General features: G+C 43.0%; 9 protein-coding genes. 4 read left to right on the top strand and 5 right to left on the bottom strand.

Annotation, left to right across the window (positions count from 1 at the left end; genetic code table 11):
* Window position 1 precedes the first annotated feature (1 nt).
* The 3 genes from gadC to EC840_RS17800 form a co-directional block, all read right to left on the bottom strand.
* Window positions 2-1,540, bottom strand: coding sequence for a glutamate:gamma-aminobutyrate antiporter (gene gadC / locus EC840_RS17810; RefSeq protein ID WP_113876275.1), 1,539 nt, complete (start codon window positions 1,538-1,540; stop codon window positions 2-4).
* 101 nt (window positions 1,541-1,641) lie between these two features.
* Complete coding sequence (locus EC840_RS17805) at window positions 1,642-3,051, bottom strand: glutamate decarboxylase (protein ID WP_243701087.1); 1,410 nt, start codon at window positions 3,049-3,051, stop codon at window positions 1,642-1,644.
* Between the two features lie 540 nt (window positions 3,052-3,591).
* Entirely contained in the window at window positions 3,592-3,882 is a 291-nt protein-coding gene (locus EC840_RS17800) for a DUF2913 family protein (protein ID WP_113876274.1), read from the bottom strand.
* Between the two features lie 267 nt (window positions 3,883-4,149).
* Here EC840_RS17800 and EC840_RS17795 point away from each other — a divergent pair, with 267 nt between their 5' ends.
* On the top strand, window positions 4,150-4,785 hold the full coding sequence (locus EC840_RS17795; protein WP_113876273.1) for a YfdX family protein: 636 nt from the start codon (window positions 4,150-4,152) through the stop codon (window positions 4,783-4,785).
* 18 nt (window positions 4,786-4,803) lie between these two features.
* Here EC840_RS17795 and EC840_RS17790 read toward each other — a convergent pair whose 3' ends face one another.
* Together EC840_RS17790 and evgA are read right to left on the bottom strand one after the other, a co-directional pair.
* Complete coding sequence (locus EC840_RS17790) at window positions 4,804-8,070, bottom strand: transporter substrate-binding domain-containing protein (protein ID WP_132966403.1); 3,267 nt, start codon at window positions 8,068-8,070, stop codon at window positions 4,804-4,806.
* Window positions 8,063-8,677, bottom strand: a complete 615-nt coding sequence (gene evgA, locus EC840_RS17785; protein ID WP_112289462.1) for an acid-sensing system DNA-binding response regulator EvgA — start codon at window positions 8,675-8,677, stop codon at window positions 8,063-8,065. Before evgA ends, EC840_RS17790 begins: the two co-directional genes overlap by 8 nt.
* Window positions 8,678-9,160: 483 nt before the next feature.
* On the opposite strand from evgA, the gene EC840_RS17780 reads away from it, so the two are divergent.
* From EC840_RS17780 to EC840_RS17770, 3 genes are all read left to right on the top strand, one after another.
* Window positions 9,161-10,309, top strand: a complete 1,149-nt coding sequence (locus EC840_RS17780) for an HlyD family efflux transporter periplasmic adaptor subunit (protein WP_243701086.1) — start codon at window positions 9,161-9,163, stop codon at window positions 10,307-10,309.
* The gene (locus EC840_RS17775; RefSeq protein WP_113876270.1) at window positions 10,309-11,832 is read left to right on the top strand and encodes a DHA2 family efflux MFS transporter permease subunit; all 1,524 of its coding nucleotides are present in this window, start codon (window positions 10,309-10,311) and stop codon (window positions 11,830-11,832) included. The genes EC840_RS17780 and EC840_RS17775 overlap by 1 nt, the downstream gene beginning before the upstream one ends.
* Before the next feature lie 1,045 nt (window positions 11,833-12,877).
* Window positions 12,878-13,441 (top strand): fimbrial protein, encoded by a 564-nt coding sequence (locus tag EC840_RS17770; RefSeq protein WP_113876269.1) that lies wholly within the window; start codon window positions 12,878-12,880, stop codon window positions 13,439-13,441.
* Window positions 13,442-13,466 lie beyond the last annotated feature (25 nt).

Genomic DNA, 13,466 nt, shown 5'->3' with positions numbered 1-13,466 from the left:
ATCAATGCATTTTTTTATCACCTACAAAGATATGATGTTTCGAACGCGCGCGCGGATGAATGAAGAAATGTCCTTCAGGCGCTGAATCTGTAGTGATAGGTTCAAGTGTTAAATTACATGCCTTACCACGCTTATCATGCAATGCATAGATAATGAACGGAATCGACACCACTACCAGGAAGCTGACGATCAGCAGACCCGCGTAAAGGTGGTTCGCCTCCCCGCCCGGCAGACCAGAAGGCGGACAGAACGAGACCACAAAGGCAATCATTGAAATCAGTAAACCGACCATCGCAACGCTAAGTTTTACCGTTTTTCCACCAGGAATATTAAAGGTTCGCTTGTTTTTTGACTGCTTGCGCACCAGATTGATATATCCGAGGAAGAGCAGGAAATAGCTGCACAGATAAATAACAACGGTTAATGCCAGCGCAATCAGGAATGACATATTATTGCCGCCGCCAGTATTGGTCAGAACAATCAGAGCCACAGAAGTGATGATTAACTGGGAAATCACCAGAACGACGGGTACACCGTTCTTATTAATTTTGGCGAAACTCGCGGGCAATATGCCTTTTTGCGCCGTCACCAGCATTCCACGAGAAGGCCCGACAATCCAGGCAGCAATTTCAGCCAATACTCCCAACATCAACAACGCGGCAATAACACGGATAGCCCACTCAAAACCGCTGCCAAAGTGATTAATTAGCACGGTGAAAGTCTGCATCACACCTGCCGAAAGATTAATATCACTGTGAGGGATCACTGCAGCGATAGACAACCCGCCGATAGAACTCAGGAAGATGGCCGCAACCATTAACAACAGCATCGCGAGCGGATAGTCCCGACCCGGATTCTTCATTTCGTTGACATGGGTTGCAGAAGCTTCAACACCCATGTAACTCAGGATAAACGCCACGAATACCACTAAGGTACCCATCTGGGTAAAGTCCGGGAAGAAAGTCGACATGCTCATTTTGATAGCCACCGGCGCACCGGAATGCAAATAGCTAAGCGCCAAAACAACCAGAATTAATGCAGGCAGCAGGATACCTGCAAAAAAACCGATTTTTGCAATACGTGCCGTATTCCTGGTGCCGCCGAACTGCGTTAAAGCCAGCCCCCAGAGGATCACCAGCGCCGCTACCGTTTTTACTATCGGATCGTTGTTTAGCTCCGGCCATTTGAGGATGTAAGAGAGCGCACCCAGTACAAAATAGAGCATGGGGATAAACCCAATCGCGATTTGCAAATAACCGAACGAAATAGCCGCAAATCCCCATTTTTCACCGAGCGTTTTAGAAACCCAGGTGAAAACGCCCCCCTCCTGCCACCCTTCCACCGTCGCCATTTCGGCCGCACAAAGACCGACGGGAATAAACCACAGCAGGCCGCCTAACAGCAGAAAGAAAATAAGGGAAAAACCCGAGGTTGCAAACGTGGGGTATTCATAAACGGCCATCACCATCGATGCCGTTATAGCAAAAAAGCCCAACAACGATAATTGTTTAGGTGCGGCGCTTTTTATTGTGCTCGCCATAACTGATCTCCTGAAGGAAGCGCAGAGTCTTCTCAGTAAGTTTTAATCTGAAATTTAGGGGGGGACTGTCGGGTCACCCCGGAACAAGAGAAGTCACGCGTTTATGCGTGATTAAAGCCGATCGTGCGTGATGCACTGGAAGGCTGGCTGAGCGGGTGACTCATGAAGTCATTCAGCGCACGTTTGATATCTTCAATGAGCAGGCAGCCCAGGTCGTAGCTCACACCGTGACGGACCAGAATGCGCTGAATCACCAAATCTTCTCGGTGGGACGGCATGGAGTAAGCCGGCACCTGCCAGCCACGCACGCGCAGCTTCTCAGCCAGATCGTAGAGCGTGTAACCGCCAAGGTAAGCACCCTCTTTCAGCGTCCAGGCCAGTGCAGGGATACCTTTTTGGCTGTCGCCATCGAAAATGATCTCAAACGGCCCAAGCTTGCCGATTTCTGCCGCCAGATGCTGGGCTGTGGCATAACAGGCGTTATGGATTTTTGCGTACCCTTCTCGTCCCAGACGCAAGAAGTTGTAGTACTGTGCAACGATCTGACCGCCAGGGCGTGAAAAGTTAAGCGCAAAGGTCGGCATGTTTCCGCCCAGATAATTAACGTTGAAAATTAGCTCTTCAGGCAGATCTGACGACTCGCGCCATATCACCCAGCCAGCGCCAAGCGGAGCCAGACCAAATTTATGTCCTGATGCGTTGATGGATTTAACTCGTGGTAAACGGAAATCCCACTCCAGTTCCGGGGCACAGAATGGCGCCAGAAAACCGCCGCTGGCGCCGTCAATATGCATTGGGATGTCCTGCCCGGTCTGCAGCTGAAGTTTATCAAGAGCATCGCTTACTGCTTTCACCGGCTCGTACTGGCAGGTAAATGTCACGCCAAGCGTAGGGATCACACCGATAGTATTTTCATCCACACGCTTAAGTACCTCTTCCGGCGACATGATAAGACGATCGCCTTCCAATGGAATCTCACGCAGTTCAACGTCGAAATAGCGGGCAAATTTATGCCAGCAGATTTGAACCGGGCCACATATCAGATTTGGTTTGTCAGAAGGAAGCCCCTGCAGAGCGCGCTTCTTGCGCCACTGCCACTTCAGTGCCAACCCGCCAAGCATTGCCGCTTCTGAAGAACCAATGGTGGAACAACCCAGCGTGGTTGTCGGCATGGGGGAATTCCACAGGTCCGCCAGCATTCGCACGCAACGAGCTTCAATTTCAGCAGTTTGGGGATATTCATCTTTATCGATCATATTTTTATCGATGGACAAATCCATAAGTTCCCGGATTTCATCATCTACCCAGGTCTGACAAAAAGTCGCAAGGTTCTGACGTGAATTACCATCAAGTAATAATTCATCACGAATCGCATTAAATATATTGCGAGGCTCACACTCTGCTATTGGAAAAACTGAAGTGGGTAATGATGATGCTAACTCTGCTGACGCATAAACGTCATCTTTATTCGATTGTGTAACTTTCATATGCTCGATCACTTTATAAACCATTAGAAGTTTTTTTATTTAAAAATATAAGCAACGCCAATAAATGACCAAATCAAATATTGAACGGCGCCGGGGGAATCCGATAGCGTTTATGTCATGGAGACTATGACCTGACAGACGATAACCTGACAGACGATAAATAAAACCGCGCCACAGTCAGTGACTTCTGTTAGCTGTTTACAATTCAAATTCTGCAATAAATAAATTATTATCAATACGTTATTTTCCCGATAATAGACGTAATAAAAAACGCCTCACTTTATGGGAGTTAATTAATTTATAACTTTGGACAACCTTGTCATTTGCAGTTTCCAAAGTTGTCATTGGAAACACATCATCTGACTCCAGGAAGATAAACTCTTCATATGTAACCATCTTTGGCGAAACCGTATTTCCCGTAGCTATAGTTGAGCCCAGGGACTGCGGCAACATGAAAAAAGTGAGAGTTAAAAGTAAAATTTTTCCAACACGCATGATGCCTCTTGTCGGGTGGATACCGTAAAATAATATATTGATGCTGAGGGCAACTTCATAACGACAGTTTCATAACGACAGCGGGTCCTCTTCTGACCTTGAATAACTGTTCCATATATCCAGCAAATATTCTTTTATTCTCACCTTCCGACTTAACTGCCTGCTATAGCAGATAATGTCATTGAGTGATCCCGCCACTTCTTTGGGAAACCTTTTTTGGTGTTGGGCATTTGTTAGCCAGCGACGTAAAAAAAGGTCTTCTTGTGCGGCATCCTGTGATGGATGTCTGTGATTGTTGATGTAAAGAGCTATCAGCGCGCACCAGGAAAGATGAGCTATTTTTTCATTGGTATTATTCATTTTTCTCTGCCTGATAAAGATAAAGAGATAATAACTTTTTCAATAACGAATTTGTTGTGACAATCTATTCTTTGTTTTTATCAAAATACATAGGATAAACACCCCGTCATTATCATCTCAATCTCACATCTGTAATCCATACTAAACAGGGATGACAAGTGTAAGTCATATCTCTCACAATAAAGGTGGCGGTCCTATTACCATCAGGCAATGTAAACCCTATTCTATAAATGTTTTCCAGAAACAACTTATTGAAAGGATATTATTATGAAAAACTTATTATTAGCCAGCATGATAGCTACCGTGATGACCGCGACTCCAGTTTGGGCATCAGAAAATACTGCCGATGCTAAAACGGAAACCACTTCAGTTAAAAAGGTTCAACGCGAAGCCGGAGAGGTATTGCACATGGCCGGACAGGGATTTGATGCGATGCGCGATATACAACTGGCCAGAGTCGCCATATTTCAGGGGCATACTGGAACAGCCGAAAACTTTATCGCTAACGCGACGACCTTGCTCTCTGATACCAGCACAGACTGGAGCAAGTTCACCAAGATGGATCATAAAGCGAAGATGATTAACGATCAGTATATTATCATTAATTCTAATTTTTCGATTTCAGAGAACTTCGTTGCCTCACCAGAAAAAGAGGCCGCCATTAAAAAGGCTAACGAGAAAATCTCTGAGGGCGATCCAAAAGGAGCCGTCGACACGCTGCGTTTAGCTGGCATGAGCGTGGTGCAAAATCAGTATCTGATGCCATTACAGCAAACACGCCATGCCGTTGCCGAGACCACCCATCTGCTCAACACTGGCAAATACTACGAAGCCAATCTGATGTTGAAAAGCGCAGAAGATGGAATTGTGGTGGAAAGCCAGCTTATAGATTTAACCAAATGATTTGAAATATCACTATTATTATCTGTCTGGCAGTTCTTGAATGTCTGCCGGACAAATAATGGTGATCTCTTCACTGACGTCCTGCAAAATGCTTCTGACTGATTTCAGCACCGACAGACAATATTCATTCGTCAACTCAATCTCATCCATGGCTTCAACAGGGACAAGAATTGTTTTAAGTTCTGCTATTTCGAGAAGCTGAGAAGCACCATGAAGGCGATGCATGGCCTGCCTGAACCTGCTGAAAGAGCCCACTGTGATTGCCTTCTCAGCTTCAGCCAGATCCTTCTTAGCTTCACGATAGAAAACCTGAATCAGCTCATTGAGCAGATCCTTTTGTCCGCCAGTGTTGCGATTAAGTACATCCACATTGAGATGAGAAATCGCAGGTGTAACCGGACGCCCCCGCGCAAGCTTATTGAGTTCATTGGTCAAAGTTCCCAGGGAAACGGGTTTAAAAAGACAGAGATTCATGCCGCTTTGCAAACATTTCTCTCGCATGTGCTCCTGAGCATTTGCCGTCAGTCCCCAAATTTGTAAAGTGGGATGGCTTTTTCGTATGTCTTTAGAAAGTGTAATTCCATCTTTGCCCGGCATATTAATGTCAGTAATCAACAAATCGAAATGCATTCTCCCTAGCATTTTCTCTGCCACATCCCCGTCACTGGCTTCATGCACCTCATAACCGATATTTTGTAATTGCCTCCTGAGCAGCAGGCGGTTAGCTGGATGGTCATCTGCTATCAGAATAGAGAGAGGGGCGAGAGCTAAAGGCTCACTTTGAGGTACTGAGGAAATGTCTGGCTGTGGCGCACATATTTCCACAGGTAAGTTGAGGGTAAGAGTCGTTCCGCTGCCGGGCTGGCTATCCATCGTGAGTGTGCCATGCATCAGCGAAACGAGCTCTTTGCATATCGCCAGCCCTAAGCCCGACCCGGTTTGCAAACGTCCGGACCTGGCCTGGGAGTAACGCGTAAAAAGTGTCGCCTGTTCGTCCTGGGAAATACCGCATCCGGTATCACTGACAAGGATCTGAATTCCGGTTTGATAGTCGCTAAACCTATGCTGATGCACACACACCTGAACCCAACCCTTATCAGTAAACTTCAAAGCATTACTGATGAGATTATTCACAATCTGCCTGAGTGCCTGAGGGTCAACGAGTATCTGTATATCATTGGGAAGAGTAATATTAACATTTAATGAAAGATTTTTTTTCTGTGTAATCCCCTCAAAAGAGCGGCATATTTCAAGAATCAGTTTATTAACATCGGTTCTTTGATAGTGAATCTGATATTTACCTGACGCCACTTTATCAACATCAAGTATTTCGCCGATCAACCCTAACAATGATTGCGCTGTGGAATATACCTGTGAAATAGCTTCCCGATGTTGTTGATCATCGAGTTTATGACCGTCCAGTAATTCTAAGAAACCCACAATGGAGCTGACAGGAGTGCGCAATTCATGTGTCATCGTGGCGAGAAACTGACTTTTTGCTTCCGTTGCAAGAATCGCTTTATTTTTTTCCTCTTCAAGTGCGCTGGAAAGAGATTCTTTCAGCTGAAGCTGAATTTCCAACTGACGCTCGGACTCTTTACGTTTACGTACTTCACTTAACAGATAAATTCCCCAAATCAGGCTACTTATAATCAGTGTTCCGGCTAACGCGATAACGAGATAAAATTGCTTGCTGTATAGGTTCCAGGTTTCGATCTGAACTTTAGGCATCTTTGACCATTTTTCAGTCAACTGAAGTATCTCTCGCGGTGGAATCGACATAAGAGCTTTGTTTAAAATGGATTTCAGTTCAGGATCGCTTTTGGATAAGGCAAAACTGATTGGTGCAAGCGGCATATCTGAGAGGCGCATATAATTTAATGCATTAGGATAATAGTGATCGATGATATAGCGTGCTGATAATTGAGTTGTCACTGCTGCATCAACCTCACCTTTATTCACCATATTCATAGCAATGCTGGTGTTTTCTACTAAGATCCATTTTACCTGTGGGTACTTATCCCTGAGTTGACGGTCAATGGTAAAGTGAGAAGGTATTGCGACCTGAGTAATATCTTTGAGCGAAGTATCCACTGCTCGTTTTAGTTTCGTTACCAGGACAAAAGGGACTTTCATAAAAGGATCACTGAATGAAATATGATCTACCCTTTCACTGCTATAAGTGGCGGCGGGGATCAGATCCCACTCCCCTTTAAGCATTATCTTAATCATTTCAGCATTTGAATTAGTAAATACCGGTTCAAATTCCATACCGGTTTGTATCTGGATAAGATTCAAGATATCACCCATAATGCCGCGAATTTCATTCTCGTGATTGGTGATTGTAAAAGGAGGATAGTATGGGTTGACAAGCACACGTATTTTTTTATGTTTTTTAAGCCAACTCTTCTCTCGGCCAGTTAATGAAATTGGCTTATTTAAAAATGAGAGGTTCCCTCTGTCTAGCCAGTTTTGTGTAATCTGAATATTTGTTTCATTTGATATTGCATGAATAAAGTTATTGATAGTTTCACAGAGTATGATTTGTTCAGAATTAAAAATGAAGTGATTATCCAGATCTGACTGAAGAAAGTAACGTATCACTGAGAGTGACTGAGGAAAAAACTTAGAAATATAATTACCAGTGGAGATGTTATCACCAATAAAGTAAGTATTTTCATTATCTGATACTGATGACATGGCGAGATAATCAGTATCATAATATTTAATCACTGCATTAGGGAAGTCAGCTTTGATACTCTCGGCAGGAGGGCATGACTCAGAGCATGCAATAGTGACCGTTTTATCTGTTGATAAAGGCTGCATCGCGTTTTTTAAGGATGTCACGAGCGTCGGATAGGTTCTGACTAAAGCCGAGCTATGCAGTAAATCATCCTCTTCATAGGCTTTACGCGTCAATGGGGTAAGCAGCATATCGACATGGTTTTTTCTGAGTTCTTCAAGTGCTTCGGCCTCGCTGCTATACAGTGTAATAGTGATCTTAACACCCAGGCTCTTTTGCATTAACGCCAGATAATCAGCATTAATTCCTCTGTAATAATGGTCAACGCTATCGTAAACAACGGGTGAAATCTCAGGCGTCCATGTACCAATAACCAGACTTTGTTTACGGGCAATCAAGCGTATTTCATCCTTACTTAATTTGACCCTCTCAAAATTATTAATAAAACTATTTTTAATTTCAATATTCTTTACCGTGGCCGCATTTACAGGGAATAGCACAATTAAAAGTATAAACGCAAAAATCTTCATGAGTTTATCCAAGCTTATTTCTTTGCGCAAAACTAAAAAGATCCATCAAAGAATTACAGTTAAGCTTTTCTAACAAACGTCTTTTATAGGTACAAACTGTTTTATTGCTAATGTTCATTTTACTGGCGATACTCGTATAATCAGTACCGTTAATCATATATCTGAAAACTTTTACTTCCTGCATGGAAAGTGAATCCAGTTTGCCTTGTTCACTTGTTGTCTCGCCATAAAAACGACTCAGCGTGAAAGGGAAATAACTGTAACCATTATTGGCAGCTTCAATTGCAGACATAATATTATTAAGTCCTTCTTTTTTGCTGACAAATCCATTTGCGCCTAATTCTGCACTGCGCTGTCCATAAAATACTTCATTTTTAGCCGAAATGACGATAATAGCCCCTGAATAACGACGCTTACGTAATTGCTCCAGCACTTCGATACCGCTTAGTACAGGGATGTCGACATCAATGATAAGAAGATCGGGTTTTAGCGTTTCGACTTTATTGACGACGTTTCCCCCTTCATCCAGTTCTGCCAAAATGTCTATTCCATTTGCATTAAGCAAATTTCTTATCGCGATGAGTGCGATAGGGTGGTCGTCTACGATTATTGCCTTCATTATTAAATCATCATCCTTTGATTTAACAAAAATTAAACATCAATTCCTTCAAATTTCCTGTGTCCGAGAAAATATGAGAGATACATATAACGACATTTACAATTGAAATATGCGAGTCGTTAAATATTAATTAGTGAGGTTGCCACATGAAATACATTCTAACATTTATTACGGGAGTGAATATAAACGCAATATAAATGAGGGCATAGTTAAAGATGAGAGCTATACGCATTCAGCAATATATTGTTTTAATATTGTTAATTTTAGATTAATTATTTCGGCCATCGATTACATACGTAAGAAAAATTCTACAAAGAATACGAATCATTCTTCTATAAATACCATGCCTTTCTATTATCTAATAGTTCCAGAACGTGCAGCTTAAACCCAAGTTATCAGGAAGTTAAACTCTTTACTGAGTTCTGCCTTTTTGTCATTGATGTCTGACAGCGTCGACATCAAGAAATAATTGTGGATATATCCGTGAAAATAGATTTTAAGAATAAAAAAATAGTCATCACTAGCATTATTATTATGATCATAACAATTTCCCTCGTCACCTTAGCATATAGATATCTCTTACTGGGAAACGTGCAAACCACGGATGATGCTTATGTAGCAGGAAACATAAATCCGGTATCAGCGCTCATTAATGGAAGTGTCATTACGGTTAACCATACTGACACCGAATTTGTAAAGGAAGGTGATGTGCTGGCGGTTCTTGATGATACCGATGCACAACTCGCTTATAAAAAATCTAAACATAACCTGGCGTATGTTGTCAGGCAAACACAACAGCTTGCCTTTCAGAATGACCAGCTTGAAGCAGATGTCAGGCAGGCAAAAATTGCGTACAGCCAGGCGGTAACTGATTACGAGCGTCAAAACGGACTGAGCCGTGATGCATTGATTGCCAGAATGGCGCTTGAACATTATCGAAATAAGGTGTCCTCCCAAAAAGCAGCATTAGATGCAGCCATTCAGCAATATAAAGCCAGCAAAGCATTGTTGCTTGATACGCCCATTAATGAACAACCGCAGGTTCTGCAGGCCGCAGATGCCGTTCGAGAGGCATGGATCACTTTGCAACGTACGGTGATCCGCAGCCCGGTGACAGGGTATATCGCAGAAAGAAATGTGCAGGTTGGTCAGACTGTTTCTGCCGGGCAAACGTTGATGTCAGTCATTCCTGTTGAACAAATGTGGGTTAATGCAAACTTCAAAGAAACCCAGCTTAGCGGCGTTTCTTTAGGCCAGAAAGTGACCATTATCAGTGATATTTACGGAGATGAAGTCCCATATGAAGGACATGTCACCGGGATAAATATGGGAACTGGAGGTAGTTTCTCCCTCCTGCCTGCGCAAAATGCCACAGGTAACTGGATTAAAGTCGTTCAGCGCGTACCAGTGCGGGTCGCACTCAATCCAGCGCAACTGCTTGAACATCCCTTGCGAATTGGTCTCTCCACGACGGCGAAGCTCTATTCCAGCGGTCAAAATGAGGTGGGTGATGAAACACTTTCAAAACATGTTATTTCAACCCCCGCCTTAAGCAGTAAGGCGCTTGTGGTCAAAACACGGGGAATTGAAAGTGTGATCACCGGGATTATTGCGCGAAACGGGGCACAATAATGGCGTGTTCATCATCAGTACTCCCGCCGCTGAAAGGCAGCACCCTAATTTTTGTCACTATTGCGCTGGCAATGGCGACTTTTATGCAAATGCTCGACTCAACAATAACGAATGTGGCGATCCAAACGATTTCCGGGTCATTGGGCGCTTCTTCCGATGAAGGAACCTGGGTTATTACATCTTTTGGTGTGGCGAATGCTATTTCGATTCCAGTCACGGGGCGACTTTCGTTGCGTTTAGGAGAACGACGTCTTTTTTTAATGTCTGTCACACTCTTTTTCATGACATCGTTTTGTTGCGGAGTGGCCTCCAGTCTCGATATGCTGATTTTCTTTCGTATCATTCAGGGATTAGTCGCAGGCCCCCTCATTCCGTTATCTCAAAGCCTGCTCCTGCGCAATTATCCCCCGGAGAAACGCACCTACGCTTTAGCTATCTGGTCTATGACCGTTATCATCGCCCCGATTTTTGGCCCTATTCTCGGCGGCTATATTTGCGATAATTACCATTGGGGATGGATCTTTTTTATTAATGTCCCTATGGGTATCGCGGTAGTTTTAGTTTGTTCTTTCTTACTGAAGGGCCGGGAAACTGCCACTCAGCCAGTGAAACTCAATCTGATCGGACTAAGCCTGCTGGTATTGGGAGTGGGGTCTCTGCAAATAATGCTGGATAAAGGCAAAGACCTTGACTGGTTTAGCTCCTCCACGATTGTGACGCTCACAATAATTTGCGTTGTGACTTTGCCCTTATTCGTGCTGCATGAAATAAAAGATAAAAACCCCCTGGTTGACTTAAGTCTTTTCAAATCCCTGAATTTTAGCATCGCGATTTTGTGTATTGTTTGCGCCTATCTTATCTATTCCGGTGCTATTGTTTTGATGCCTCAACTTTTACAGAGTGTATATGGCTATACTTCAGTTTGGGCTGGTTTAGCTTACGCACCGATAGGCATAATGCCACTGATCATCGCTCCACTCATTGGTCGCTACAATAAGAACATAGACATGAGGCTGCTGGTTACATTCAGCTTTACGGTCTATTTCATATGCTATCATTGGCGTTCTGTTACTTTCACGCCGACGATCGATTTTACGTCAATTATTTGGCCGCAGTTGATACAAGGGTTCGCGGTTGCGTGCTTCTTTCTGCCTTTAACAACGATATCTTTAGCAGGACTTTCTTACGATAAATTGGCCAGTGCTACAAGCCTGAGTAATTTCTTGCGCACTCTGTCAGGTTCTGTAGGGACATCTTTGACGATGACGTTATGGAGCCGGAGAGAATCGGTGCATCACGCCCAGTTAACAGAAAATATTAATTCTGCCAATCCTGTTTTTGAGCATTATATCAGCAGTTTAAAAACGGCAGGATTAAGCACTTCTCAGGCGCTGGAATACATTAATCAGACCATTACTCAGCAATCACTGCTGATTTCTGCGAATGAAATATTCTCTGTTTCGTCTTATGTTTTTCTTACACTCACTTTATTGGTTTGGTTTGCTAAACCTTATAAAAAATAAGAGGAAGATACTGATGGGCATGAAACGAGTGTTTAATCTATATTTAGCGTTAATAAATCCAGTCTGATTAATTGTCAACGTCCCCTGCCCGTCTGTACATTTCTATATTTAGATTATTATCTCTATGGTGGTTTACAGCTTCGGGCACTCTAAACCTTGTGATAACAGAATAGCGATTACATCTGTCTGCCACTTTCCCTACCCCTGGCTCTGTGTAAATACAGATATAACCGCGACTGGTTTCTCAGTTAACGGGATAGTTCACAGAAACGTAAATAACATCCCTCTCCCCTGAGTTGGTTATTTTGAAGTTGCGAATGATTTTTTGACGTGAAAAATCGGCAAGTTTCAAATTTTACTATCATTCGGACATATTACATTTATGTGACAGCAGCCTGAGTCCTACCAAAACCTCCGATTATGTGCCTGAACTACCAGTCTTCGCTTTGGGAAAACTGCCTCAGATGACAGTTCTCATCCTCACGGGCTTTAGCATTTATAAAATCAGCGATTTCCATCCTCTGGATACAGTCAATCAGTTGTAAAAGGTGGCTTTAGCAGTTCCATAGATATGATTTCGGTCAGCATGTGGATGATGTCACCCAACTCATAGCTTCATAAAGGTGATAAGGCAGTATTGAGGGGCAAAAAAGATGACAAAAAAGTTATTTATAAATGTTTTTGACAATTAATTTCTGACGTTTTATGAGGTGAGACAGGTTGTTATAACTAATTATATAACTTAAGAAACCATGAAAAATGCGATTACTCCTAACCGCTGGATGTTTACTGTACGAAAAATTATTGATCTGAATATATTTTTAAAATCCAAATCGAGGAAAATCTTAATTTGCCAAAGATGATATTTTTAGGATTATACCCACAAATATCATCAGTGAAGGATGACAGGGGAATTAATACCAGCTTGATTCTGGAGAATTGATACCCTTAAACTTGCTCCGCTTCCCGGTATGTCTGAAATACTGTTCTGCCGGGGTTAGCGTTCTCAACACTTAACATTGGTAATTACAGCAAGGAAGATTTTATGAAAATGAAGAATGTGTTACTACCTGCTTTTGCTTTCGGTTTTTTAATTTCAGCATCAGCTGCTTATGCTGAGGGTGAAGTTGATCCGGTTACAACAACTGGCGGCCAGGTAACTTTTAATGGAGAAATTACTAAAGGCGCATGTTCTGTTGCCAGTGACGACACAAATAAAATTGTTAATCTGGATACTGTGAGATCAAGCGTATTTACTGCTAAAGACCAGGTAGCTAATGCACGTAAACCATTCACCATTTCCTTGCAGGATTGCGACACGACAACATATAAAAATGTCAGCGTAAGTTTCACAGGACAAGCTGATGCGACTTCACCTAACCTTCTGGCAAATAATGCAGGCGCTGGCGCTGCAACAAATGTCGGGTTGCAGATTTATGGGCCAAATAATGAAGCCTTAGCTCTAGGTACTGGACAAACCGCACCAGTAGCATTGAACGAAGGCGCTACATCGACTATTAATTTTGCAGCGGACTATGTTTCCACTGCAGCCGTAGTCGGTGCTGGCAAAGTTCAGTCCGTAGCAAATTTCATGCTTACCTATAACTAAATAATAATATTAGCTGGTACTCGAG

The sequence above is a fragment of the Rahnella sp. JUb53 genome (assembly GCF_004346065.1).
Taxonomy (GTDB): Bacteria; Pseudomonadota; Gammaproteobacteria; order Enterobacterales; family Enterobacteriaceae; genus Rahnella; species Rahnella variigena.
Note: the sequence above shows the minus strand (reverse complement) of the source record. Positions and strands in the feature narration are given on the sequence as shown.